A 26103-nucleotide genomic window follows, 5' to 3' on the forward strand; every position below is an offset into this window, starting at 1 on the left:
ATTTGCTTAATGCATTGTAAGGGATCTCATCGTCACTGGGAGGCGTACCATATATCAAGCGCTTTTATTTAAAGATTTAATTTATATAGTAAAAGAATTGCCTGCTTTGCGATTCATTGTTTCAAGAGCTTGTATTTTACTTTCCAACATGGCAATTTGTTCCTGAAACCGTTGCGAGATAATTCGAGTAATATTCTGCAAAATTTGCGGGAACGCATTGGTGATGGTGAAAAAGTCCGCTTTGTTCAAAACAAGCAACATTGCGCGATCCTTTGCTATGGCTGTAGAAGTGCGTTTATTTGCCCCAAACAAAGCCATTTCCCCAAAACAATTAAAAGGTTTGAGGGTAGCAAGCAGTTCATTATTTTTATAAATTAATATTTCTCCTTGAACAAGGACATACAGGCTGTCGCCTTCCTCCCCCTCAGTGATGATTATCTGTTCAGGAGCGCAATCTAAAATCTCGCATGATTGTCCAAGCTCGTATAACACTTCATCGGGTAATGATTCAAAAAAATCGGTTTGTTGAAGCGCGATAGTCCTTTGTAAAAGATTCATGTCTGCCATATCTCCAATTGGATGTTGCGATAAGCAATTAACAAGCCAGGGGTCATCAAGCAATATGCTTTGCCAGTCTTGCTCCGCCACGTTTAAATTCACTGTATCATCAAAGGCCTTTTCTATAAGTTTGCAAACGAGCAGTTTGTTTTCATGAGTGGTGAGAAATTCAATGCCTTTATCTTGAATGTTTTTATTGTCAGGAGTTACATGAAAGGGGTTTATTCTTGGGATATTGGAAGAAATATTGGCTGTATTTACATGATACGCCGCATACCAATATAAAAAACGTTCTTTGGCGTAATAAATACGATTATGCAACAAGGGTTTTAGCTGTCGCAGGGATTCTAAAGCCATCAACAATTGATATTGTTGAATGAGCTTGACTTCAAAATGCATTGCATCCAGTAACGATTCGCATAATTTTTTAGAGAAAGTCACGCTCTTTTTTCGTTCCAATAATTGCCTGGCAATAATTGTTCTTAAATAAGTGTTTTTTTCTTTCAGGAATTCAATAATAAAGGGTTCCACGCCTTGATCAGGCAGGGGAACAATAAAATTTTGTGCGGATTCACTGTATTCATGTGGATTCTTGTAATAAAGATCCATGAGTTGATTTGCCAGAGGAAGCAACTCTGCTATTTCAAACCTTTGGTGCAGGATTTTTATGGTATTGTGATTAAGAAATTTTCCTAAAATTGGCAACATGTCTACCACATCTTGCGCGGGTAAATGGTGAAAGGCTGTGATGCGCACTAATGGTTCTTTGTCTGTCAGCAATTTTTCTTTGATATCATACAGCCGGCCTGGTCCTAATGAACTCAGTAATTTTGCGGCAATGATACGGTTTTTAGCACTTGTTGAATCAGCAAATTTTTTCGTTAAATTAATAGCAAAAATATAGTCAGATATGTCGCCGTGTTTTAATAAAATTAATAATGCATTTTTTGCGGTAGGATTTTCTTCCAGCCGCGCTTTTGCATCTTTAATTAATATGCCTGAATGAACATTACTTAAAAGCTTATACAGTAAATCCTGGGTTTCTTGATTTAAGTCCGCTTTCTGATACAGTTCGATTAATTTATTAGAATCTAAAATAGTTGAAGGGTATTGATCCAAAACCTTGATGACAATATTATGAAGTTCTTTTTTGCTATTATCAGCGAGTATCTTATAGAGCGAAGAAGGAGGCGTTTCAAACAGCCTCGGCGTGACTAATGCAATCTCCATTGAACCCGCGGAAGGTTTGTTTATTGTCGTCAAAATCAAATTTTTTATATATTCTTTCTCTTTCTCATCTTGCATTGCAAAGGAAAAGCCGCTGGTCATAATCATTTCTTTTAGCGTTAGGGAATAACGTTTAAACAACTGAATGGAGAGTATAATGCCTATGATGGAAAGCACGATAAAGAATATGGGAAAGTAATTGATAATAATGGTTGATTGAGTGGAAAGCAGTGCAAAAAATGCGGCTATCAAAGAAGAAAGCGGATTGCAATAAGATTTAATGAAAATTTGACTTTTTATGATAATGAGTGGCGGGAAAATGTTGATAATATTTTTATAAATCATAGAAAGCCAACCATAGTCGAACACAATTCCAATTCCACACAATATTACAGCTGGCCAAAGCGCAGGCGTTATCCAATAAATTATTCCTGCTATTAAAATCAGTGAAAAAATAAACTGCAGAATAATATGAAATTTAACCCTTGAAAAAACTGATGAAGCGATGAATTGTGTGCCTAATGATCCTGCATTGCCTAATAACATAAAGAGTGAGACAAAGGTACCGATTTGTTCTTTATCAGCAAAATTCATTTCTAATTGTTTTCTAAATAAAAACTCGGCCGCCTGAAATATAGTGCTAAAAAGTATAAATATGATGACTAGCACCCTAAACAACGGATAACGTATCGGCGAGCTGGAGACGGTTTTCTTATGATTTTCCCCACTTGGTTCTGTGTCAATGATTTGCGCGGTAAAGCTTGTAAGAAAAAAAGCAATCACTAAAAAAATCAGAAACAAAAGAGGCAATACCGATACATTCAGAACAGAAGTTATACCCGCATATAAAAGCGGCGCAATAATTGATGACAGCGAGGCAGTAATGGTAAAGCGATTGAAAATGGCTTTATATTGACGATAGAAAAATAATGTAGAGATAAAACTCCAGATAATTGCCCCAAGGAGGCTTGAGCATGCCCTTAAGAGCAAAATACTGATAAATGGAGCCCAGTACCAGGTTGACCAGTTTAGAAGCAATATTAAAATCAGGATAAGACTGATTGCCAAAAAATTGGCCTGGATGTATTTTTTAAAATTTTTCGGGGTGTATAGGGAGAAGATATTTCCCAGTATGAAAATGGTGAATCCTTCCCCGAGCATCCAATAAGGAATCCAGCTTGAGGGATAAATAGAGAGAAAAATCGAATAATTAAATACCGTTGTGCCGATTGCAAAAGCAGCCGGAATGATACTTAATAATATGGATAAGAAAAAATTATTTTGTAATTTTTTGTCTCCTGATAGAACCTTGGGAATTAACCTGGCACTCCAGTCTTTCATATGTTGTTTCAACCTAATTTATCAGCCTGCAGATGACGCCTGTTTAATAAATAGGAAGTGTTGAGACGGGCGCCTGTCCTTTTATGTCCCACGCTTGGCAATGTAAAAAGAAGCGTTATTCATGATAACGCCTTCTCTAACAGCAATGGTTACGATACCATACGATAGCTTATATTATAAGCGCAGAAAAACCAGACCCAGAGCAACCGGCATATGTTTGGTATCATGAACCAGGCTTGCAGCGTGGATCAAATGCGATTGTCTCTCATTGGCGCTAATGTTATCAAAAGCCAAATTGTATTTGATTTATATCGCTCTATCTGTTAATGTTCCGCATTAGCTTATAAAGGGCATGGTGCTTGAGGTAATAAAGCATATCTTACAGCTGGATATAGAATATGCTGCAGCGCTCAAGTGGCGGTGCTGAATGTAAAATTTAGTGAGTGGTATTATGAAATCTGCAATTCATCCTGAATATAACACCGTGAAAGTGACCTGTAGTTGCGGTCACTCATTTGAAACCCGTTCTACTTTAGATCATGATTTGAATATTGAAGTCTGTTCTAACTGCCATCCATTCTACACGGGTAAACAAAAATTAGTAGATACTGGCGGGCGCGTTCAAAAATTCCGTGATCGCTATAAAAAGCTTGATGCATCTCAAACTGAAGTTTAATGTATTGATTTTATAATAGAAAATAAGCTAAAAATCATAGGCGCAGCAATTTGCGCCTTTTTTTTGCGAAAAAAACTGTTCATTGAATAAATTTTTCTATATGATTTTTTGCTGGATTATTTGAAGAGTGAGCAAGCACTTTGAATAAAGATGTTTTAAAAGAACGGGCATTGCATTATCACGAATTTCCTGTTCCTGGAAAACTCGGCGTACATGTGACCAAGCCTACCAACTCTCAAAATGACTTATCACTGGCGTATACTCCAGGCGTTGCAGAACCGGTATTGGCCATTGCTGAGAATCATGATGCGGTGTACCGCTATACTTCCAAGGGGAATTTAATTGCCGTTATGACCAATGGAACAGCGGTGCTGGGTCTTGGTGATGTAGGGCCTCTGGCGAGTAAGCCTGTCATGGAAGGCAAGGCTGTTTTATTTAAACGCTTTGCCGGCATCGATGTTTTTGATATAGAAATTGATGCCAATGACCCACAGGCTTTCATTACCACCGCAAAGAGCATTGCGCCTACTTTCGGCGGCATCAATTTGGAAGATATCAAGGCGCCAGAATGTTTTGATATTGAAAAGGCATTGAGCGAGCAGCTTAACATACCAGTCTTTCATGATGATCAGCACGGTACTGCCATTGTGGTTGCGGCAGGGCTGCTCAATGCCCTGGAACTGCAAGGCAAGCGCTTATCTGAAGCGAGGATTGTATGTATCGGCGCGGGCGCTGCCGGAATCGCTTCCATGCGGCTTTTGGTTGCTTTGGGCGCAGATAAAAAAAATATGCTGCTCCTGGATAGCAAAGGAGTTATCCATACTGGCCGTGAGGACTTGAATGTATATAAATATGCTTTTGCGCGGGCCACAGAGCGAAGAACGTTAGGAGACGCACTGGAAGGCGCTGACGTATTTATAGGGGTCGCCAAACCGGATTTATTGAACGCTAATTTATTAAAATTAATGGCGCCAAGGCCGATTATATTTGCCCTTTCCAACCCCAATCCGGAAATTAAACCGGAATTGGCTCAAGCCATTTGCGATAATTTGATTATTGCGACAGGGCGCAGCGATTATCCGAATCAGGTAAACAATGTTTTGTGTTTTCCCTATATTTTCCGTGGCGCGTTGGATGTTCGTGCGACCTGTATTAACCAGGCCATGCACATAGCTGCTGTTGATGCAATCCGTCAGCTTGTCCATGAGCCTGTGCCGCAGGAAGTAAAAGATAATTATCCCGGTGTAACCGAGTGGGAATTTGGCCCACACTATATAATTCCCAAGCCTATTGATCCGCGCCTGCGCGAACGTGTGCCCGTTGCTGTAGCCAACGCAGCGATCGCGAGCGGGGTCAGCCAAAAAGGTGCTGTATAGCACCGCTCAATTTTTAAACTCAGCTTAACCTATTACGTTAAGGAGATCGTTTTGCTTATTCATGACAATAAGAAACATAATTTGATTGCTTGGTTTATTTGTACTTTAGGTGCCATCTATTACGCCTATGAATACTTGTTGCGAATTTCACCGAGTGTTATGGAAACTGAATTGCGTAATCATTTTAATTTATCAGCCGCAGGCTTTGGTTTCTTATCGGCTTTTTACTATTACGCCTACGTTCCAATGCAATTGCCTGTTGGCGTCCTAATGGACCGATACGGCCCAAAACGCCTTTTAACTGTGGCTTGCGGACTTTGCGTTATTGGCACCTTGATGTTTGCTGATACGCAAGTGTTTTCGGTAGCCGCATTAGGTCGTTTTTTGGTAGGCCTGGGTTCGGCTTTTGCCTTTGTGGGCGTTTTAAAGCTAGCGACTATTTGGCTGCCGGAAGATAAGCTGGCTCTGGTTGCAGGTATTGCCGCAGCATTAGGCACCATTGGCGCCATGGCGGGAGATAATTTATTGGGGTACATGGTCATCCGGCTTGGTTGGCAAAGTACGGCAAATTATACCGCAATATTCGGGGTTGGCTTAATGATCATCCTGTGGTATGGCATCAGGGATCACAGGCGATCCAAAAAGTCCGGAGGAACTGTCAGCAGCTTCAAAAGAAATATGTCTGATTTGATGCTTATTTCGCGGAACAAGCAAATTTGGATAAACGGCTTTTACGGCTGTTTAGTCTATTTGCCAACGACAGTATTCGCCGAGCTTTGGGGAATTCCTTATTTGCGCCATGCCCAGGGTTTAACAGAAGCCAATGCGCATTTTTCTAATTCTTTATTATTCTTAGGTTTTACCATTGGCGCACCATTAATGGGGTGGATATCCGATAAATTGAAGCGGCGAAAATTACCTATGCTGGTGGGGGCGGCTGGCGCCGGCATTATCATGGTGATCATTCTGTATGTACCAGGTCTTAACCATACTGTTTTAAATGTACTGATGCTGTTATTGGGTTTATTATACAGCGCTCAAGCCATTGTTTTTGCAGTTGGTCGCGAATTGAGCCCAAGGGAGGCGGCAGGGACTGCCATAGCGATGACGAATATGATTGTCATGATTGGCGCTATGTTTTTACAGCCTTTAGTTGGAGATTTGTTGGTCTGGAGTGCCCATATGCGTTCAACCTATTTTCCCTTGCATGACTTGCATATCGATAAGATGCAGCAATTCTACACAGCTCAGGATTATCAATTTGCCTTGTCAATTATTCCGCTTGGCATTTTAATTGCCGCGATTTTGACTTTTTTCTTAAGAGAAACCCATGCTCATGCGGATAAAAATGCAAACAATTAACCTGTCCGCCAAAAGACAGATTTTTTTTGGCTCTTTGGTTTGTACGATTGGGGCGATATTTTATTGCTATGAATTTGTCTTACGGATCATCCCAGGTGCATTGCAAAGCGAGCTAAGCGCGGCTTTTGGTCATATTTCGGCTTATTCATTTGGCCAGCTGTCTGCGTTTTATTATTTTGCCTACTCACCTATGCAATTACCCGTTGGCATGCTCATGGACCGTTTCGGCCCCCGAAAGTTGCTGACATTCGCTTGCATCTGCTGCACGATTGGCTCTTTTATGTTTACTTACTCTTCGTCAATGTTGATTGCCGGCAGCGGGCGATTTTTGGTGGGGTTTGGATCGTCTTTCGCTTTTGTCGGTGTTTTATCATTGGCCATGCACTGGTTGCCCAGGCGTTACTTTTCTCTCGTTGCCGGCCTGATCACGACTCTAGGTATGATGGGATTGGTCTATGGCGAAGTAAAGCTGACTGAACTTGTGGTTGTGATTGGTTTACAGCGAGTCTTGTTTCTTATGGTCTTTTTTGGCGCATTTTTAAGTATTTTTATTTATTTAATCGTACGCGATGGCCCAGGCGGCATCGAAGTCAAATCCCAGCCATTAAGAGTATTTTTTAATCATGTATTGAAGGTTCTGATGTCACCGCAAGTGTGGTTGATAGGCTTGGTGGGAGCCTGTTTATATACTTCATTATCCGTATTCGGCGAGTTATGGGGTAAAACTTATTTGGAGCAGGCGCACCACTTAACCAAGCTTCAAGCTGCAAAAACGGTTTCAGCCATGTTTCTTGGATGGGCAGTTGGCGCGCCAGTGGCAGGTTACTTGTCTGATGCGAGCGGGAAGCGGGTGTTGCCATTATTTATTGGCGCTTTAATGTCTTTAATCTGTATTTGCATTGTGCTTTATTGGCCTGGGCTCTCCTATGCCAGCCTGAACATATTACTGTTCTTATACGGATTTTTCAGTGCGACAGAAATTATTGTATTTGTCATGGCGAAAGAGAATAGCGGCGCAGAATTATCAGGAACGGTATTTGCGGCTACGAACATGATTGTGACTCTTGGCGGAGTTATCTTTCAACCGTTGGTTGGCAAGTTGCTTGATACTTTTGAGGGCACCTCAACAATAGCTGAAGAACATATTTATTCAGCTTTTGATTATCAGCTGGCCTTGTCTATTTTGCCCTTATCTCTGCTCTTGGTCATGATTATTGCCTTTTTTCTCAAAGACAATTGTGCGCTCGCACATGAGCCAAGAAAGGCGAGATGTTAACCAGACCATTCAATGATGTATTGGCAAAGCAGCCTTGCTTTTGAAAAGTACTGCGGCTGCGGTGCATGAAATTTGGCTTAGCGGAAAACCGCGAGTAACTCCCTGACGGCTTCGCGGTTTTGTCCGATGCAGCTGATTGAGCGTTGGACAATAAAGCTTTTTATTTCTCCGCCCTGATAATGATGCCGGGTAAATTCAGTATCATGATTGGAAATGATGACTGTAATTCCCTTGAGGGCGCATTCTTTGGCAAGCTGAGCCAGGGCGATTTGTTCGCTTTCACCAAATTTTTTTTGAATATAAGAAGAAAAATTGCTGGTTTTTGATCTTGGAGCATAGGGTGGATCGCAGTATATTAAATCGCCCTTTTGAGCGATGGCAAAGGTTTGGCGAAAATCACCATGGCTGAATTCTGCAATCTGGCTTTTTTGGTGGAAATAGTCCATTTCTTTGCGAGGGAAATAAGGTTTGGTATAGCGGCCAAAAGGCACATTATAACTTCCCTGCCGGTTATAACGGCATAGGCCGTTATAACCGTGACGGTTCAGATATAAAAAAATTGCGGCACGCTCTCTGGCATTTTGGCAATGATTAAAATAGTGCCTTAATTTGTAATACTGTTCAGCCTGATTGTTTTGGGGAATAAAAAAAGCTTCACAATAGGAAATAAAATGCTCTCCTTCTTCCTTTAAATGCCTGAACAAGTTGATTAAGTCTTGATTCTCCTCCCCCAGAAAATAATTTGGGTAATTGGTATTGATAAAAACTGCGGCAGAACCGGTAAACGGTTCAATCAAGCGTTTCGCGGGCGGCAAGGAATTCAGAATATGCTCAAGGCAGCGGTATTTATTGCCTGCCCATTTTAAAAAAGGTTTTACTTTTACCATAATTGCAGAACTGATTTAAGCAGTGGAAGTATCGCTTATGCAAAGAAAAAAGACCAGCCCTCATGACTTGACCATTTGCTTTTTGCCTCTGTATGATGCAGCGAACGGTAGTATAAATGGAATCTCTTGTGAATGAGTTGAATGCGTTATTAAGGCCTTGCTGGGGCTCAGAAAAATGGATACAGGAAGGATGGGCAACGCTAAATCCTGAAGAAAAGGAATTAATCCATCATCGTATGCAAACGCTTTTTCAGCATGGACTTCCTTTTGAGCTAAAACACGACAAGATTTTCTATATTTACACTTTTTCTCTTTTGGCTCAGCTCGAAGTTCTTGCAATACAGATACCTTTAAAGTTTGCCTCTCAAATGGCTTCGCGTTCACACCGCGAGAGAATGCATGTTCAGCTGCTTGATGAAATTTTTCATGGGCTGGTTTTTACGAAAATCGTCTATATGCTTTGCGCTCCTTATGCTCTACCGCCTGCCTATTGTGAAGATATTGAAACCTTATGTAACTTCATCCGCCAGGAAGAGTGCCCTAAAACGGCTGTTGTCCTGTTGAATTTAATTGGTGAGGGATGGATAGAAGAAATATTTCGTTGCTTAAAAAAACATGATATCGCCCCAAGAGTGTTTTCAGCGATACTTGAAGACGAACATCGACATGTTTCCGAAGCAGATTTATATCGGGATATTGGCTTGCCAGATCCTCAGGCGGTAAGCCGGAAGCTTGAATATCTTGAAGGATTGTTACTGACAGAAGTTTTTTTGCAATATAAATATGTTCTTTCAATATGTACCTTACTGGGTGTGCAGGGAACGGCTGAATTTATTTTATCCCTGAATAAAAAGCACGAGCAGCAGCTTAAAAAAATTAATTTGCAACCCAGCATGAAATGGCAATTTTTTACTTCTTTGGGACTTAAACTGCTACCCCAAATACAGGAACACAATCATTTGCACAGGGAAATAGAACTTTCTCCCCTCCGGCAGGTGTTCATGACGCAATGGAGCAATCCGAGCGATCCAACGATGGTTGGGCAGTTTGGCGTTGATGTCAGCTGCCTTGATATTTTTAATAAAAAATATCCCTCTGAAACCCTGACAACGCTCATGTTGCAAACCATTAGCCAAGGCTTGATGCTGGAAGATTCATTCCGTAATTTCTTAAGCCATCACAAGCTCTATCAAAGTCAGGAAGCATACACGGCCCTTGTCGTAAAGCTTCCGAATTGCGGCGATCATATCGGCACCATTGTTTTTGCCAATTGTCATAAGATGCCTTTGCAAACCTTATCGATGCGAATAAAACAAATAGTGCGTCTAATGGTGTATTGTTATAAAAAACGTGAAAAACTTGAAAAAAAACATCCATATCTCAAAGAAGTATTGGCTGAGTTTTTATACGACTTTCAAAATGGAGTCTATCCTTATCCTATGCCTGGCAATTCAGTTGTATCTCTCAGTAATATCGGTTTTTGCGGGTACCAACAGGCAAAATCGCCGCTCCGGGCCAATGAGGCATTAAAATTTACCTTGCTTGAAGTTGAGCGCCGACCGGTTTGGGATAAGGAAGCTCGGCAATTCATAGCGAAAGATATTTTACCGGTATCCATCAGTGCTGATCATCGGGTTTTTGACGGAAATTTGCCGATTCCCAAACTGATTTCCAGCACCTTTCAAGAGATGTTTAAGCGCATGAAGACACACGAGAAATCGCCTTTGCCATTTCAGGGAAAAGATCGGGAAATGTTGGCGACTCTTGACCAACTGTTAAGTAATGATATTGAAATGGGTTATAAAACATTGACTTTATTACAAACTTTATGGCCTGATTTCATGAAAATAGAAGACTTATTTAAGGATGCGGCAAAACTCGAGGTTGCGCAAAAACTCAATATCAATTCCTTACTGGAGTTTTAAAAGTAAGCTTTATAAATAATGGTTAGTTCAGCGCCCTTTTATTAAAGTTCAGTCAGACAGTTGGAAGCGGGCATTGATATTTATAGTAAATTTCCCGCATAGGCCAGTAATATGAGGGATGCAATACCAATCAATGCGAGGCTTACATTACCGCCAGGGAGGAAGATAACTTGGGCGGCGGCCTGCATTTTACGACCTCTCCATGCCATCAGCATGGGCAGTAACAGCAGCAGAATCACACAACAAATACCCGCATAGTTTAACGCTTTCAGATAAATGCCGGGATTTATGAGAACAACGGCAAGGGGCGGCAAAAAAGTTAAAGCCAACGTGCATTTTTTTTGAACTCCTTGCTTGGCAAGTTTTAATCCGTCAGCCAAAAAATCAAACAAGCCAAGAGATACCCCAAGAAATGCGGTAATCATGCAAATGGAGGTAAAAAAGCCAAAAAACGCTGTGATCCAGTTACTGTGCACAGCTGAACTAAGCGCCGCAGTTAAACCGCTGGTTGCATGGTTGCTCCCCATTAAAACCACAAGACCATGGCTGCCCTCCCGTTCGATTACGCCCATAATCACTGCTTCCCAAATAATGTAGCAGAATAAAGGGATTAGGGAGCCAAATAATATAACCCGGCGCAGCGCTTTGATATCGTCATTAAAGTATTCCCGTAAACTGGGGACGATGGATGCAAAGCCAAAGGAAGTAATCAGGATCATCAAACTGCCGGTTATGGTTGCAAATGAACCACCTTTCCACATCGAGGCATGAACATGGGGGCTGATGGTTAAAACAAGCAGCAGATAAACGCCAAGCTTGCCGAACATAAGTCCACGATTCACAAAATCGACAGCACGAATGCCGCTGTAAATAACAAGGCTAAATAATAAAGTAAATAAAACAGAGGTAAGCCAGGCGGGTATATCGAGATGTGCCTTATGCAGCAAATCCTGAAAAACATCACTCCCTCCGGAAATATAAGCCGCAAGCAGGGTATAGAGAAAAAAAAGATAGGTAACCCAGGAAATGACCTGTCCCGGAAGCCCAAGTGTTGAGCGGGCCATGGAAACCATGTTGCTGCCTACAGGCAAACGAAGATTCACTTCAAGAATCAACAAGGCGCCGGCAGTCATGATAAGCCAACATAAAATGAGGAAAATTATGGAGGAAACCATTCCAGCTGATGCCGTGGCTACGGGAAGAGCCAGCATGCCGCCGCCAATAGAAGTACCTACAATCAGTAATATACCGCCTATCAATTTGGAATCAGGCACCACGCACCCTTATTGAATAAAAATTAAACAATATGATATTTAAAATTGCAATAATTGTCAATATATTCAGACTTAGTATTCAGTATCCCTGGCAGATATGCAAGCTTGCTTAAAAGGCAATGAACAATAAGAGAAAGGAAGCTAAAATCACAAACAGCTGGGTTGCTTTGCCTCCAGGTACAACATATGGGTTTGAAAAACGTTTTCTCCCTGCATATGACATCATTGCCGGCAGCAATAATAGCAAGATTACACAAAGAAAACCGGCATAGTTTAAGGCATGCAAATAAGCTCCAGGATAATAAACGACGATGAGGAGAGGGGGGAGAAAGGTTAACAAAAATAACCCGAGCCCCTGGCGGCCTTTTTGTACCATATTCAACCCGTCGCCAAGAAAGCTGATAAGGCATAAGGAAACGCCAAGAAATGCGGTCAGCATGCAAACTGAAGTAAAAAAATTGAACAAGGAAGAAATGAAATGATTATTGACTGCATTAGAAAGCATGATAGCAAGGGAGCTTGTGGTATGTTCGTCGCGCATCAGCTCAACCAAACCATGGTCTCCGCCGGAGGGCAAACTGCCCATAATGACGGCATCCCAGGCCAGATAACATAATAAAGGAATCAGGGAACCGATCAAAACGACCTTTTTCAGTGCTTTGATATCATCATTGAAATATTCGCGAAGGTTAGGAACAATGATGGCAAATCCAAAGGAAGTAATCAAAATCATCACTGTGGCAGTGATGTTGCGAAAATCCCCATTGTCAAAATTTTCAAGACGGGTATAAGGCGCAATGAGTAAGATCAGGATAAAGTAAGTGCCCAGTTTGGCAAACATTAACCCCCGGTTTAATAGATCCACTTTACGGATTCCGCCATAGACTACAAGGCCAAATAGAAGGGTAAAGAGTGCAGCCAGGAACCACTCACTGAGATGCAGATCGGCATACCTGAGCAATCCTCCCAAAACATCAGCGCCACCAGAAATATAGGCCGAAAGCAGGGTGTATAATAAAAAAAGATAACTTAACCAGGCTGCGATCATGCCCGGTTTACCAAGGGTTGCCGCTGCCATGGAAATCATGTTTTTACCAGGCGGCAGATATAGATTAACTTCGAGGATGAAAAGGGCGCCAAGTGTCATGACAACCCAGCATAAAAATAAAAACAGCGAGGATTGCCAAAAGCCAGTAGCAGCGTTGGCCACGGGTAAGGCAAGCATGCCGCCTCCAATGGATGTGCCAACGATGAGAAGAATACCGCCGATAAACCTAGATCGCATGAAAACAAACTTGAATAGTTAAACGTTCATGGTATCAAAAGCAAGCATTCTGGACAATTGCTATAGCTGTGATCGCAAAAAAACAGCAGCTATTTGGTAACCCCCATGAACGAAAGCGGTTTTTGCGGCGCTGCGGCATTTAACCACTGGATTTCAATGCGGCGGTTATAAGCGCTGCCCCTTATCAATTTATTGTCGCCAATTGCATATTTGTCGGCATACCCTTCTGCATGAAGGCGGTGAGCGTCAATATTATTGGCCCAAAGGAAAGTCAACATCGTCTCGGCCTGTGCCTGAGACAGCATTTTTTTATGACGCCTGGAGCCGATGTCATCAGTAAAACCTGCGACATAGATAGGCGTACAGGGATAAAACTTTAAAAGACGAATAATGTTTATAAGGCCCGGATAACAAATGTCGTTTAATCTTGGGCTATTAAATTCAAAATATTTATCTGTTGGTACAATGAGAGTTAGTGTGTCGCCATATTGCACAAATTCAATATCCTGCTGCTTTAATTCATGGATGATGGCTTTTTTACTGTTTTTATACATACCGACAGCGGCTCCCGTTACACCGCCGACAATTGCCCCGGCTCCAGCGCTGCCTGCAACTGTTCCAGCCATGGCGCCGACCGCAGTTCCAAAGGCCGCGCCAAAACCAGTCTGGCGCAATGCGCGCTTATCTTCGCGGAAATGGTTGTAGGGTGGCTGAAAGCAACCGCAGAGAATCAGGGAAAAAAAACAGACGCAAGCTAACTGACCAGCGGACTTTTTAACTGGCATTATAACTCCTGTAATAAAGTGTGCTGTTCCGCAAAAACAACGGTAACTACCCACTGTTGCATATGGAGCAGTTACAAGCAATTAAAAATACATTATTAAGCATCTGCTGCTATTTCGCAATCAACACTTGTGCTTTTGGGGCTTAAGTGATATTTTTAGCGCCTTCACAAACCTGCTTTAAAGTTTGTGTAATTTACAGGAAATTGATTAAACCCAACTTCAGCATTTTTAGAAGGAACTTCTATGGAAATTCAATGCATCTTACATCTCTTCCCCTGTTTTTCTTGCTTTCATCTTGATTGAATCGTCTTTTTGCCGAAGAACACGAGGAATAGGGATATGAATATTATAAAAGCAGTTTTTGGATGCGGCTTGCTTTTTTTATCTGCTTGCAATTCTTTGCCAAAGCCCCCGGTTCAAGTGCAACTGACCGCTGATAAGTACTTAAATCCAGATCCCAAACTGGTTGCCTTGCCGGTAAGAATCAAAATTTATCAGTTAACCGATGCCTTGCCATTTAAAGAGGCTACTTTCAGGCAATTATGGAAGTCGGATAAAGCCTGTTTGGGTTCTTCCTTACTTGATAAACGGGAACTAACCTTAGTTCCTGGTGAAAAACAGCTCATCAAAATGCCAAGACATCCACAGGCTGAATATATTGCTGTGGTGGGGATTTTTCGCAAACATCATGCCCTGGATTGGAAGGCAATAAAAAGCCTGCCTGGCCAGGTCAACTCCTGGTTAAAACCTTTAAACATCGTCGTTAAGAATGATGCCCTGGAGATTCAATAATGGCTTTTAGAAAAGTAGTCTGGGCGGAAGGGGTTCTTCTTGGCCAGCAGCATTTTCAGCACTGGGACAGTTTTCTGCAAAAGCAGCAAAGTTTAACCTATTGTCATGCTCATTCTTTTTGCTGGGGATTAGCGGAGCTTCATTGGGAGGAATCGTTTCTGCCGCAGGGTGTTTTTCGCCTCAATTGCTGTGTTGCGCTTTTAAAAGATGGACGTTGGATAGATTTTAATCATCAATTTGATGATGTGCTGAGCCTTAAGCTTCCCGAGCAGTCAATAACTCCCTTGAAGGTGTTTCTGACGATACCCGAGACAGATTATGTCTCGGGTATCAGCGGTTATCAAGCATTACAAAAGCCGCCTGCCTGGGTGGCGGATTATCAGATAGTGCATGATCTTTATGATGCTTCTCGGGAGAGGGAGGTATTACTTGGCAAGCAGCATTTACGCTTGACTTTAGAAGACGATATACCAAGCGGATCATCTGCTATACAAATTGCAGAACTTGAGTACAATGCCCAGCAAGCCAGTTACCGCCTAAGCCGAAATTTCATACCTCCCTTGTTGAAAATCAGCGCATCCGGCAACCTCTTTGCATGGATTGCATCATGGATTGGCAAAATGAGGCAGTTTTTAAAATTACTGCAGGAGCAAAGAGAAAAATACCGTCATGTTCAAAATCAATTTAGCTATGGAGATTTTATCTATTTTAATTTAATCAAAACCATAACCACCTATTTGCCTCAAATGAATCTGATTCAACAGTCTCCCCATTTGCCTCCCTTTTATTTATATTCACTGTGCTCCTTCATGATTGGCGAATTATGGGGATATACAGACTCCCCCTTGAGCGAGCCTGATTTGCCTCGGTTTGAGCTGCAAAACCTTGGCGATGTATTTAAAAAGCTCAGAGTGAGATTTGATGAGCTGGTCGAACGAATCACGCCTGTAAATACGCTGGATATACCTCTACAGCATGTCTTTGAAATGCAGTATCAATCTGATTGCCTCAGTGAATCAGACTTGGAAGAAAAGCAATTTTGTCTAGCCCTGTACCATGAAAACCTGACTCAGGAGTTAATAAACCGGATTCTTCAATGTATCAAAGTTGCCGCTCCTTCCAGGCTGATAAATATTGTAAAAAGTTTTACACAAGGTATTTCCTTAACTTATCTTGCTTCTCCAGGAAAAGATTTACTTGCAAAGCGCAATTATCATTATTTTTTAATGAATAAAGGATGTGCCGAATGGAGGGAAGTGATCGCTGAGGGCAGAATTTCTTTTTTTATCAGTCAGGATTTGGCAGCATTGCCATTTGAGCTCATCTGTTATGACTAAGAGCTCTTCGTCAACTGATTTTGAATGTAATATCAATAGGAAAGCCATGCTTCAAGCCAATACTATTTTACCAACTCTTGCAAATTTTTTTACAGCAATGGCAGAGTTAAGTCCTAAAATTTGCGCAATCCAGGAAGGCGGCTCAATTCAACCTTTTCGCAACCGCATCAAGGAAGCATTAACAAGCTTTGAATTGGAAGCTACTGAACAAATGGTTGATCCAGAGTTCATTTACAAAGCCAAATACGCTTTGGTTGCCTTGGTTGATGAATGCATGATTCACGTGCAAGGAGTAAACAGCTGGTTGGGCTACCCCCTGCAACTTGAGCTTTTTGGCGAGGTTTCAGCTGGTGCCCGATTTTTTAAATTCCTGGCAGATATGCGTTTACAAGCCGAAAAGTGGATTGATATTTTGGAAATATACTACATTTGTCTGGAGCTTGGTTATGAAGGCCAATATCGTTTAAATGATAAATTTATTCTCCTGCAATTAAAAAAAGAGCTATTTGCCCAGGTTCAACATATTCGTCAATTCAATGATCCGGGTCTATATGTCGCAGAGCCCAAAGCGTCGGCATTCATGCCCCCAAAAAACCGATTTTCCGTGCTAAAAATGGCGATAGGTTCAGTGCTTTTGATGTTTGGATTTTTTGCCAGTTACCAATTTGCAATAGGGTATCAGGTAAAACAGGATAGAAAATTCATTGATCACATCTATCAACAAAAGATAAAAGCTCAGGGCCTTCATGTTGATGTTTAGTTGAATCGCTGCGTATTGACCGTGAAAGCTTCGCACGCATACACCAGCAAGTCCCAGGCGAGTCAGTGGAGAGAAAATGGATCTTAGACTTTTAATATATAACCCAATTAAATCCCGTCCCCTTGCAGTGGTTTTGCTATCAACTGCAATAACGGCCGTGATGTTTATTCTTGGGTTTTATTCCCGGCAAACATTGCTGGCAATAGGCGTTTCATTGCTGCTGATTGCAGGTATTGCAGCTGGGATCTATTGCGCATGGTTACTTTTTAAAAATAAGCTTTATAAAGATTTTCCAAGAGCCGCAAGGCAGCGAATTGTTAGTCTGTTTGACAATGCTAAAAGATTTTATCCTGCCAGACCTTTCCAGCGGCGTGCACGAAGCAAAGCTCTTCCCTGGTTTCTCGTAATTGGGCCAACCGATGCAGGTAAAACGGCATTACTGAACCAATCAGACCTCCATTTTTCAGAACCAGCCGGTTCGGGCAATGCCGATTTCAGCCTGAAGTTTGCGGAGGAAGCAGTCTTTATTGACAGCAAGGGCTCTTCACTTCTCAGTCCGGAAGCCAGCGGAAGCTGGCAAAGATTACAGAAAGAGTTAAAGCGCATTCATAAAAGGCATGGATTAAAAGGTGTTTTACTGATTTTAAGTTATGAATGGATGATGGATGAGGCAAATCTTTATACCAATATTTCAGAGATTCAAAAGAGAATTGCCGAGCTTTATCATCGCCTGGGATCATGTATTCCTGTTTATATTCTGATAAGCAAATGCGAGCAGATCGAGGGGTTTTCACAATTTTTTTCGTCTTTAAACGCGAATGCTAGAAAGCAGATTTGGGGTATTGATCTCTTTGGCGCAGGGCAAAGTGAGTGTAAACTTGAACAGAATATCGATGCCCTTGAAAAAAAATTAGCCATTCGTCAACTCAACCAGCTCCATGTGCCGGCCAGTTTGGAAGACAAAATTGCGGTGCTGCGTTTTCCGCAATATTTTTATCAATTTTCTACCCTTTTAATCAAGGCCATTAAGCTTTTATCGCGTGATTCGATTTACCAGGAAAAACTGAATCTGCAAGGCATTTATTTTACAGGCGCGATAAAAGAGGGATCTCAAGTATCTTCGTATTTTATTCATGATTTTTTACAGAAGAAGCTTTTTAATGATGAACCCAAGCCCGTTTATACCCGACGAAGATGCAAACTGAGAGCGTGGCGAAGGCTTGGCCAAATGATGTTGCTTCTCGTTCTGCTTCTTGGCGGCTTGAGTCTTCTGACTAAAGCTTACTTAACCACCTCGCGGTTACTAAAATATGGAAATGACCTGGCGAGGAAAGGAAGTGAATTTTTAACCCAAAATACCGGTCAATATGTGAAGCTGGCTTTTCTCATCAAGGCGGCTAACCATGTCGAACAGCTAAGAAATTTCGATAAAAAACATTCCTGGTATCAAACATTTGGCATGAACCGGTTTGCCAGTCAGCTTGAGTTATGTGAAATGTTGCTTGCGAGGATGATGGATAAGGATTTTTACAAACCGGCAAAATATTTTCTTGAGCGTTCATTAAATGAATTTCACCAACAATGGCAAAAAGGAGACAGCAAAGAGCGAGAGAATCTGCGGGGCAGTTATTATGCTGCTTTAAAGCTTTATTTAATGCTTTATTTCCCACAACAGATGGAAATAGAGTTTGCAAGGGATGAATTGGCAGATATCTGGAAGAATATGAAAGAATTGCATTTCGAAGAACAAGGGCAAGACTTTGACGGATTAAAGCTTCTAAGCAGAATCTTTTTGGAAAATCTATTCTGCCCAAGTTCCGATAAACAGTGCAGGTTGACTGATTATCAGAGTGATCTCATTCAAGCTGCCCGCAATGATTTGTCAGCTAATGGCATCAGCAATATTTTTTCTTTAATAGAGATGCAGGGCCTTAAGGCTTTGGGCTACACTAATCTTGCCGCATTGCTGGAAGCAAATGATGATACCTGGCACAGCGAATATAAACTACCGGTATTTTACACCCTAAAAGGATTTAAACAGTTTGTAAAACCAGCCTTTCGTGAATATGCGCGATTTAATGCAAATCAGGATTGGGTGATTCATATGGCGCTGACAGGTCCTGGTTACTCATCTTTCGTCGTAAAAAATACATCTGATGAAAAGCAGAAAAAGTTTATTCTTTCCGGGCTTTATTCGCTGTATTTGTCAAAATATTTGCATGCTTGGCTGCAATTGATTGGTTCTATTCAAATTTCACCGTACAGTACGTTTGAAAACGCTCATCAGCAATTGCAGGCGATGGAGCAAATACCAGGTCCCATCTCTCAATTATTTGCGGTTTTTAATCAAAATATCAATTTACAAAAAATGCTGAATGCTGAAGAGATAGACCACGTCCCGGTGCGTATACGACAGCAAATGAAAGAAATTGGCTCATTGGCCGGCAGCGGGCAGGGTTTATTGGTTAAATATACCAAGCAGCTCGCAGCCTTGCAGGAGGACATGAAAAGGATGGCAATGAGTTCTGATCCTGGCAATGATTCCCTGAACTATGCCGCAGGTTTATGCAGCAATCAGGGACGTGATACGGAACTATTTAAAACTTTTGCGGTGATTGAAGATTTGACCAATCAAATTTCATCTCTCGAGGCTCGTCAGGTGTTCAAAAAACTATTATTGCGGCCCGTAAAAGAGAGCTTTCAGGTTGTACTGGATGAAACGCAACAGAAATTGCAGTTTGTTTGGCAGCAAACCGTTTTACAAGTTTATCAACAGCAGTTGGCAACGCGTTTCCCTTTTAACCATCAAGGAAAAGATGTGGATTTATCCAGTTTTAATGCTTTCTTTATGCCGAAACAGGGTGTTTTTGCTCAATTTATGGCTATCCTTGAGCCATTTCTCCGGCAACAAGGAGCAGGGTATGCATCAAATCAATGGTTGGGAATGGGACTCACCTTTTCCCCATCCTTTTTAGCCGCAATAGCTAAAATACAAAATGTTTCCCGCAGTTTATTTCCCCACGGGGATAGTGATTTGGCTTTACACTACGCAATTTATCCTATTCCAACGCCCGGTTTAAAAGAAATATTGATAGCAGTCAACGGGCAGACTTACCCATATCGCAATGGCCCTCAGGAGTGGATAACATTTCTTTGGCCGGGACAGGATAGTATGGAGAATGAAACCTTCATCCGCATCACCGATACTTTTTCCGATGCCCAGGCCGTAAAAGAATTTCAAGGTACATGGGGATTTTTTCACCTTTTACAGGAAGCTCAGCGAATCTCCAAAACGCCGGAAGGTTATCGCGCTGAATGGTTATTTGAATATGATGGCGATGCAAGAAAGGTGCGGATGTTGATTGTGCCCAAAACAGCGGCTGATCCATTTGCGGCTCTGTTATTTAATCCTTTGCATCTACCGCAGTCGATAATGGGCAATGTTGGAGCAATTGATTTATCCTAAAGGCGCTGATATTCTTTTTTAAAGGTTTATAAAGGATTTTCTGCTTTGAGCGAAGGGACTAACAACACGTCTCATTCAGCATTTTCATTGTCCTTGGCAGCTTTGGGTGTGGTATATGGCGATATCGGTACCAGCCCATTGTATGCGATGCGTGAGTCGCTGAACGGCATTCCAATTAACATACCCGATGTTTTAGGGGTGTTATCGCTCATTTTTTGGTCTCTTATCCTCGTTATTTCGATTAAATATTTAATTATTCTTTTTCGTGCTGATAACGAAGGCGAAGGCGGCATCCTGTCACTTCTTGCGCTTATTAGAGGTTATATCGGCAACAGGACAAAAATTTTTTTTGTTTTAGGAATATTTGGAGCGGGATTGTTGCTCGGCGATGGGATGTTGACGCCGGCTATTTCGGTTATTTCTGCTGTGGAAGGCATGTATGTGATTATGCCTTCCCTTTCAGATTGGGTCATACCGCTGACACTAGTCATTCTGATCATTCTTTTTTCCCTGCAGTCATTTGGTACAGCAAAAATCGGTGTTGTTTTTGGGCCGATCATTTTTATCTGGTTTATAACCATAGCAGTTCTTGGCATCATACAGATTATTGATAATCCGATGGTTTTAAAAGGCATAAATCCAGTCTATGCAGTTCGGTTTTTCATGGAAAATGGATGGAGAGGATATGCCCTTTTAGGTGGTGTTTTTTTAGTAATTACCGGCGCAGAAGCATTGTATGCCGATCTCGGTCATTTTGGTAAAAAACCCATTCGCATCAGTTGGTTTGCAGTAGCATTGCCTGGACTTTTGCTGAATTATTTTGGCCAGGGCGCTTATCTGCTAAATAACCCCGAAGCCATTGTCAATCCCTTTTACATGTTAGCGCCGCCAGGCTTTTCGATATGGCTTTTAATCATTGCAACGCTTGCGACTGTGATTGCTTCCCAGGCGGTGATTACGGCTACTTTTTCGTTAACCAAACAAGCTGTTTTGCTTGGGCTATATCCGCATCTACCCATAGTTCAAACTTCAGGGATGCGCGGACAAATATATATTCCCCAAATGAATATGATCCTGGCAATCGGCACCGTCTTGTTAATTTTAGTGTTTCAAAGTTCCAATGCCTTGGCTCACGCATACGGAATAGCAGTTAACCTGGATATGGCATTGACAACAACACTTGTATTTTATCTTGCCGTTAAAAAATGGAAATGGGGTTGGATGAAATTAATGCTGTTGGCTTCTTTTTTTGGCTTTATTGATTTGGCATTTTTGGGTGCAAATATTCAAAAAATTGCAACAGGAGGCTGGGTTCCCATTGTATTTGCATTAGTATGCGCATTTATTATGTATACCTGGCATAGCGGGAGGCAGTTTTTGCGTTCAGCTTATTACATGAAGAAAGACGAATTATCGAAAATTCTAAAGCAGTTTGATTATAAAAGTCTAAACAGGCTTCCTGGGACAACAGCCATATTTATCACGGATATTTATGATAAAAGCGGGGGCAGTTTTCTGCATTTTTTGAAGCTGAACCGAACTTTGCCAGAGCATATTCTGATTGTAAATTACACAGTAGAAAGTATCCCATATGTCAGTTCGCAGAATCGATTTGAAATCAATTGCATGAAAGAAAATATTTGCGAACTGACCCTGCATTATGGATTTAAGGATACCGTCTCTGTGCCTCAGGCATTATACGTCGCCAATGATCGGGGAATTCTGCCTTTTGAGGTTAACGTTGATACGGCAACTTATCTGATTGAAATTCCAAATGTTGTAGCATCTAAAAAAAGAAAAACATTGTGGTTTTATTGGCAGGAACGATTGTTTTCTTTTTTGGTGAGAAATTATTCTGCAAATTTGAATATAGAATTTTATCAATTACCTTTCAATAGAACGATAGCGATGGGAACATATTATCTGATTTGAATCACCAATCATTTTCTTTCATTTCTTGCTGAGCATCGAACTTATGCAAAATAAAATCATAGTGGTATTGCTTTTGTTCATAACATGCAAGCTTCATGCTGCAACACTGAACAATACTTTAAAGGTTGGCACCCTGATTTATAATCCTCCTTATGAGATCTCGCTGCTCAATAAACATTATTCTTATGGATTTAATATTGAAATAATGCAGCGCCTGTGCAAGCTCATTCAATATCAATGCACGATGGTGCCGATGCGCTTTGATGAATTGCTGACCGCTTTAAACGAAAATAAAGTAGATGCAATTATTGTTGGCATTTCACTAGAGCCTATCCACATGGGCAGGTATGCATTTAGTAATCCTTATTTTATTGGAAATGCGGTTTTTTTAACGCGCTCTGCAAGCCAATTTTCTTCTTTGGATCATAAGACGGTTGGCGTTGTGAAAAATACCCTGGTTCCAATGAAGTATTTTTTTGATTTAATTTTTATTGATGATGCTTATCAAAAACAGGAAGATGTCATTCATTTTAAATTTTTCAAAAATCTTCCCGATTTATTGGATGGATTGAACAGGGAACAAGTCGATGCCATTTTTTTGGATGCAGGAGCGGCCCAATACTGGGTCGATGAATCGGCAGGAGCTTACAGGGTGACAGGGCCTATTGTCAGCCTTCACCATGGGATGATGGTAATGAGCTTGAAAAAAAATCAGCGCTTAATCGACTTGATCAATTCTACGCTTGTGGAAATGGAAAACAATGGCGAATTGCTTGCTATTTACCGAAAATATTGGGGAGCAATTTACCCATATGCTAAGGCCACAGGAGTTCTTTTGCCCTTGGGGGGACGGAGTTATCAATTCATGACGCCATTCATTAAGCGATGATTTTTAGAGCCTCTTAAGGATTTTTCCCCACATTTCTGCAATCTCCCTTAAACGTTTTTTCCGGCAATACAATCTGTACATTAATGCCTTTAATGGTCGGGCTTTTTAGCGCGTCTTGCAAATAGTCTATCAAGGGTACATCAACGGTGCGCTGGTGGATAGAAGAAGCTTCGCGGAACATGAGGGTATCATCTTTCCAAATTGCAAAACCAAGATGGGAAACGTTTAGACAGGTTCCTATCCTGGATCGTAAATCCCAATTAGGCCTTACGATTTCAATAATTGATGCATTAGGAATCTGTTTAAACAAATGCTGATTAGGTTCGCCTTTTTTCGTAAATAAGACTGATAAAGGAATATAGGGAATGACAGAAACAGCGCCTTGAAGTTTCCCCCCCCTCTCCTTTAGTGATTGGAGCTTTTGATTTATCAGCCGCTCATCAGCATCCGCAATGCGAATAATTTTTGAGTCGAAATGCCGATACCATGCCGGTTTGTCGATATAAGCTTTAGCAATTTTGGCCACAGGTTTATTGTGTTTGTTTGTGAAACCCGGTGTAATGTCCTTTAAAAAACCTTGTTTCTGATTATTGAGATTCCAGTCTAGCGACGCAAAGTGATTGCGATTAAAAAATGATACCTTGCCGTCGCGATAGCGGATTTGATTGATACATTGTTTAAACGTTTGCGCATCTTCTGCCAGGGCAAGGGCTAATACAGTATCAACAAAGGTTTCACAATCAAAGGCATCAAAGCGGTGTAAGGGAAATTGATCATAAGCTCCATGATTGCCTTCTCCCAATGCGCCCAGAAGATATGGCTTCCCTAAAAACCAACTGCTTATGGCTGTGATGCGGTTTTGCATGTCATTTTGCGGCAAATGACTGAGCTTGTGATACAATTGCTCAATCAGCTTATTCTCGGCGTTAGATACGGCAAAACATAGACTTGCCGCGGGCATAAACGCCCAAAAAAGCAAAAAAATCCATTTAAAAAATGTTGACTGAGCCATTATTTTTTCCTGATAAAATTGTGATGATAGCGGGTAATGCGACTGGAGGACAACAGTGCTTAACATAATTTGGCTGGGAATGATGTTTACAGCTGTGATTGTTGGGATTATTCAAGGTCGCATCGATCAAGTTGTTCATGCAGTCACTGACTCTGCCAAACTGGGATTTGAAATTGCTATCGGCTTAACCGGCATCATGGCCTTGTGGCTAGGCATTATGGGAATAGCCTCAGAGTCCGGCCTGGTTGCAGTCCTGGCCAGGGCGTTAAAGCCTGTTTTACGCAGGCTTTTTCCCGAGATACCGGCAGAACACCCGGCAATGGGTGCAATCATCATGAATATTGCAGCAAATATGTTGGGGCTTGCCAATGCCGCTACCCCGTTTGGCCTGCAGGCAATGAAGGAATTGCAGCGTTTAAATATCCATATCCATACAGCCAGTAATTCAATGTGTATGTTTTTAGCAATTAACACTTCAAGCGTGCAACTTATTCCCGCCACCGCAATAGCTTACCTTGCTGCTAATGGAAATTTGCATCCAAGTAATGTCATTATCACCTCGCTAATTGCTACAGCTATTTCGACTTTGGTTGGCATAGTTGCGGTTAAACAGCTTGCTAAATTACCTCGCTATCAAATAAAACCAGATGGGGAAATATGATTGATTGGGCAACGCATATCTCCAATGTGGTATTTCTACTGTTTATCGTCGGAATCCCATTTTTTGGAGCAGTAAAAAGAATTAATGTATTTGATGCATTTATCTTAGGCGCCAAACAAGGTTTTGAAACCAGCGTCAGTATTATTCCCTACTTGATTGCTATGCTGGTTGCCATTGGGATGCTCAGGGCATCCGGCTTTTTTGATTTACTGTATAACTGGCTTTCTCCATTTTTATCCGCTATTGGCATGCCGGCAGATTTACTGCCTTTAGCTTTAATCCGCCCCTTCTCCGGGAGTGCGGCAAATGCAATCATGGCAGAGCTTATTCATGAGCACGGCGGCAATTCATTTATTGCTAAAACAGCAGCTACTATGATGGGCAGCACGGAAACCACATTTTATGTGGTCGCAGTGTATTTTGGCGCAATTGGAATACGCCATACCCGGCACGCAATACCTGCAGGATTATTAGCAGATTTGGCAGGAATTATCGCAGCGATTTGTGTTTGCCGTTATTTTTTTATGTAACTAAAACTCGACGCAAGAATTTACAATTGTCGGCAGGAACTTAGGTTAACCGTGCATTACATTTTGGCCGGAAGCAAATTGCGCTTCTTCAAAAAGGCGCATTTGTGCCAGCAAGGTACTGGCTGTGCTTTTAAAAGAAGCCAGTTCCCGTGCGGGAACCGGAGAGGAGCGGGGCAGTTCAACCGTTGTTGGGTTTTTCGGTTGATGATTGATATGTACTTCGTAATGACAATGGGGGCCTGTCGCCAGTCCGGTTTGCCCAACATAACCAATGATTTGGCCTCGTTTGACACGGTCACCTTGCACCAGCCCCTTTTGAAATTTAAGCATATGGGCATATACCGTGCTATATGTTTTGTTATGAATAATCTTAATCATATTACCGTAGCCGCTTTGCCGGCCGATAATTGCAATTTTACCATCCCCTACAGCGCGAATTGGGGTTCCGATAGGTGCTGCCAAATCTACTCCTTTATGTGGTCTTCTCCGATGTAAAATTGGATGCATCCGTGATAGGCTGAAAGTTGAGCTGATGTGGCTGAATTTTAGTGGATAACGAGAAAAGGCTTTTTTAAGGCTGTTGCCTTCAGGTGTAAAATATTCATATTCTCCATTTTTGTTTTTATGACGAATAGCTGAAAAGGTTTTGCCGCGATTGGTGTAACTTACAGCAATAATCTCGCCTGTGCCAACCAGCTTATTTTCAATAAAAAATGCTTTATAAATGATTGTGAACCGATCGCCGGCTCGAA

At 41.5% G+C, this 26103-nt stretch carries 20 protein-coding genes (1 of these 20 only partly in view); 13 read left to right on the forward strand and 7 right to left on the reverse strand.

Annotation, left to right across the window (positions count from 1 at the left end):
• Positions 1-81: 81 nt before the first annotated feature.
• Positions 82-3126: a cyclic nucleotide-binding domain-containing protein gene (locus tag Llon_RS00690; RefSeq protein WP_058528151.1), complete on the reverse strand. Its 3045-nt coding sequence runs from the start codon at positions 3124-3126 to the stop codon at positions 82-84.
• Between the two features lie 451 nt (positions 3127-3577).
• Here Llon_RS00690 and rpmE point away from each other — a divergent pair, with 451 nt between their 5' ends.
• From rpmE to Llon_RS00710, 4 genes are all read left to right on the forward strand, one after another.
• Complete coding sequence (gene rpmE / locus Llon_RS00695) at positions 3578-3802, forward strand: 50S ribosomal protein L31 (RefSeq protein WP_058528152.1); 225 nt, start codon at positions 3578-3580, stop codon at positions 3800-3802.
• A gap of 140 nt (positions 3803-3942) precedes the next feature.
• Positions 3943-5178: a malic enzyme-like NAD(P)-binding protein gene (locus Llon_RS00700; RefSeq protein ID WP_058528153.1), complete on the forward strand. Its 1236-nt coding sequence runs from the start codon at positions 3943-3945 to the stop codon at positions 5176-5178.
• 57 nt (positions 5179-5235) lie between these two features.
• Positions 5236-6540, forward strand: coding sequence for an MFS transporter (locus Llon_RS00705; protein ID WP_412754096.1), 1305 nt, complete (start codon positions 5236-5238; stop codon positions 6538-6540).
• Positions 6527-7816 (forward strand): MFS transporter, encoded by a 1290-nt coding sequence (locus Llon_RS00710; protein WP_058528155.1) that lies wholly within the window; start codon positions 6527-6529, stop codon positions 7814-7816. The genes Llon_RS00705 and Llon_RS00710 overlap by 14 nt, the downstream gene beginning before the upstream one ends.
• Before the next feature lie 77 nt (positions 7817-7893).
• Here Llon_RS00710 and Llon_RS00715 read toward each other — a convergent pair whose 3' ends face one another.
• Positions 7894-8703 (reverse strand): Dam family site-specific DNA-(adenine-N6)-methyltransferase, encoded by an 810-nt coding sequence (locus Llon_RS00715; protein WP_058528156.1) that lies wholly within the window; start codon positions 8701-8703, stop codon positions 7894-7896.
• Positions 8704-8831: 128 nt separating this feature from the next.
• Here Llon_RS00715 and Llon_RS00720 point away from each other — a divergent pair, with 128 nt between their 5' ends.
• Entirely contained in the window at positions 8832-10628 is a 1797-nt protein-coding gene (locus Llon_RS00720) for a 2-oxo acid dehydrogenase subunit E2 (RefSeq protein ID WP_058528257.1), read from the forward strand.
• An 80-nt stretch (positions 10629-10708) separates the two neighbouring features.
• Here Llon_RS00720 and Llon_RS00725 read toward each other — a convergent pair whose 3' ends face one another.
• The 3 genes from Llon_RS00725 to cmpA form a co-directional block, all read right to left on the reverse strand.
• On the reverse strand, positions 10709-11902 hold the full coding sequence (locus tag Llon_RS00725) for an amino acid permease (RefSeq protein ID WP_058528157.1): 1194 nt from the start codon (positions 11900-11902) through the stop codon (positions 10709-10711).
• A gap of 109 nt (positions 11903-12011) precedes the next feature.
• Complete coding sequence (locus Llon_RS00730; RefSeq protein ID WP_058528158.1) at positions 12012-13187, reverse strand: amino acid permease; 1176 nt, start codon at positions 13185-13187, stop codon at positions 12012-12014.
• Positions 13188-13276: 89 nt separating this feature from the next.
• A complete protein-coding gene (gene cmpA, locus Llon_RS00735) occupies positions 13277-13972 on the reverse strand; it encodes a C-OmpA-like family protein CmpA (RefSeq protein WP_058528159.1) in 696 nt (231 codons plus the stop codon).
• A gap of 339 nt (positions 13973-14311) precedes the next feature.
• Here cmpA and tssJ point away from each other — a divergent pair, with 339 nt between their 5' ends.
• The 6 genes from tssJ to Llon_RS00765 all read left to right on the forward strand — a co-directional run bounded on the left by tssJ (position 14312) and on the right by Llon_RS00765 (position 23148).
• Positions 14312-14764: a type VI secretion system lipoprotein TssJ gene (tssJ, locus tag Llon_RS00740; protein WP_058528160.1), complete on the forward strand. Its 453-nt coding sequence runs from the start codon at positions 14312-14314 to the stop codon at positions 14762-14764.
• Positions 14764-16101 (forward strand): type VI secretion system baseplate subunit TssK, encoded by a 1338-nt coding sequence (gene tssK / locus Llon_RS00745; protein ID WP_058528161.1) that lies wholly within the window; start codon positions 14764-14766, stop codon positions 16099-16101. Before tssJ ends, tssK begins: the two co-directional genes overlap by 1 nt.
• Positions 16102-16147: 46 nt before the next feature.
• The gene (gene icmH / locus Llon_RS00750; protein WP_162261936.1) at positions 16148-16861 is read left to right on the forward strand and encodes a type IVB secretion system protein IcmH/DotU; all 714 of its coding nucleotides are present in this window, start codon (positions 16148-16150) and stop codon (positions 16859-16861) included.
• 76 nt (positions 16862-16937) lie between these two features.
• Positions 16938-20327: a type VI secretion protein IcmF/TssM N-terminal domain-containing protein gene (locus Llon_RS00755; RefSeq protein ID WP_058528163.1), complete on the forward strand. Its 3390-nt coding sequence runs from the start codon at positions 16938-16940 to the stop codon at positions 20325-20327.
• A 45-nt stretch (positions 20328-20372) separates the two neighbouring features.
• The gene (locus Llon_RS00760) at positions 20373-22259 is read left to right on the forward strand and encodes a potassium transporter Kup (RefSeq protein WP_058528164.1); all 1887 of its coding nucleotides are present in this window, start codon (positions 20373-20375) and stop codon (positions 22257-22259) included.
• 43 nt (positions 22260-22302) lie between these two features.
• Positions 22303-23148, forward strand: coding sequence for a transporter substrate-binding domain-containing protein (locus Llon_RS00765; protein WP_058528165.1), 846 nt, complete (start codon positions 22303-22305; stop codon positions 23146-23148).
• A gap of 13 nt (positions 23149-23161) precedes the next feature.
• Here Llon_RS00765 and Llon_RS00770 read toward each other — a convergent pair whose 3' ends face one another.
• Positions 23162-24160 (reverse strand): N-acetylmuramoyl-L-alanine amidase-like domain-containing protein, encoded by a 999-nt coding sequence (locus tag Llon_RS00770; RefSeq protein WP_058528166.1) that lies wholly within the window; start codon positions 24158-24160, stop codon positions 23162-23164.
• A 55-nt stretch (positions 24161-24215) separates the two neighbouring features.
• On the opposite strand from Llon_RS00770, the gene Llon_RS00775 reads away from it, so the two are divergent.
• Positions 24216-24821 carry a nucleoside recognition domain-containing protein gene (locus Llon_RS00775; protein WP_058528167.1) on the forward strand — a complete coding sequence of 202 codons (606 nt, stop codon included), beginning with the start codon at positions 24216-24218 and terminating at the stop codon, positions 24819-24821.
• Positions 24818-25351, forward strand: coding sequence for a spore maturation protein (locus Llon_RS00780; protein WP_058528168.1), 534 nt, complete (start codon positions 24818-24820; stop codon positions 25349-25351). Before Llon_RS00775 ends, Llon_RS00780 begins: the two co-directional genes overlap by 4 nt.
• Positions 25352-25396: 45 nt before the next feature.
• Here the strand turns inward: Llon_RS00780 and Llon_RS00785 are convergent, their stop codons facing one another.
• Positions 25397-26103 carry the 3' portion of a peptidoglycan DD-metalloendopeptidase family protein gene (locus Llon_RS00785; RefSeq protein ID WP_058528169.1) on the reverse strand. The gene runs 634 nt beyond the window's last position, so only the last 707 of its 1341 coding nucleotides appear in the window; its start codon lies off the right edge, out of view; its stop codon occupies positions 25397-25399.

It is taken from the genome of Legionella londiniensis, from assembly GCF_001467825.1.
GTDB lineage: Bacteria > Pseudomonadota > Gammaproteobacteria > Legionellales > Legionellaceae > Legionella_A > Legionella_A londiniensis.

Excerpts from the sequence above, each read along its gene's own strand:
- Llon_RS00770 (WP_058528166.1), bottom strand. The coding sequence starts at position 24,160 with ATGGCTCAGTCAACATTTTTTAAATGGATTTTTTTGCTTTTTTGGGCG.
- Llon_RS00690 (WP_058528151.1), bottom strand. The coding sequence starts at position 3,126 with ATGAAAGACTGGAGTGCCAGGTTAATTCCCAAGGTTCTATCAGGAGAC.
- Llon_RS00715 (WP_058528156.1), bottom strand. The coding sequence starts at position 8,703 with ATGGTAAAAGTAAAACCTTTTTTAAAATGGGCAGGCAATAAATACCGC.
- icmH (WP_162261936.1), top strand. The coding sequence starts at position 16,148 with ATGCTTCAAGCCAATACTATTTTACCAACTCTTGCAAATTTTTTTACA.
- Llon_RS00755 (WP_058528163.1), top strand. The coding sequence starts at position 16,938 with ATGGATCTTAGACTTTTAATATATAACCCAATTAAATCCCGTCCCCTT.
- rpmE (WP_058528152.1), top strand. The coding sequence starts at position 3,578 with ATGAAATCTGCAATTCATCCTGAATATAACACCGTGAAAGTGACCTGT.
- Llon_RS00730 (WP_058528158.1), bottom strand. The coding sequence starts at position 13,187 with ATGCGATCTAGGTTTATCGGCGGTATTCTTCTCATCGTTGGCACATCC.
- Llon_RS00765 (WP_058528165.1), top strand. The coding sequence starts at position 22,303 with ATGCAAAATAAAATCATAGTGGTATTGCTTTTGTTCATAACATGCAAG.
- Llon_RS00780 (WP_058528168.1), top strand. The coding sequence starts at position 24,818 with ATGATTGATTGGGCAACGCATATCTCCAATGTGGTATTTCTACTGTTT.
- Llon_RS00710 (WP_058528155.1), top strand. The coding sequence starts at position 6,527 with ATGCAAACAATTAACCTGTCCGCCAAAAGACAGATTTTTTTTGGCTCT.
- tssK (WP_058528161.1), top strand. The coding sequence starts at position 14,764 with ATGGCTTTTAGAAAAGTAGTCTGGGCGGAAGGGGTTCTTCTTGGCCAG.
- tssJ (WP_058528160.1), top strand. The coding sequence starts at position 14,312 with ATGAATATTATAAAAGCAGTTTTTGGATGCGGCTTGCTTTTTTTATCT.
- cmpA (WP_058528159.1), bottom strand. The coding sequence starts at position 13,972 with ATGCCAGTTAAAAAGTCCGCTGGTCAGTTAGCTTGCGTCTGTTTTTTT.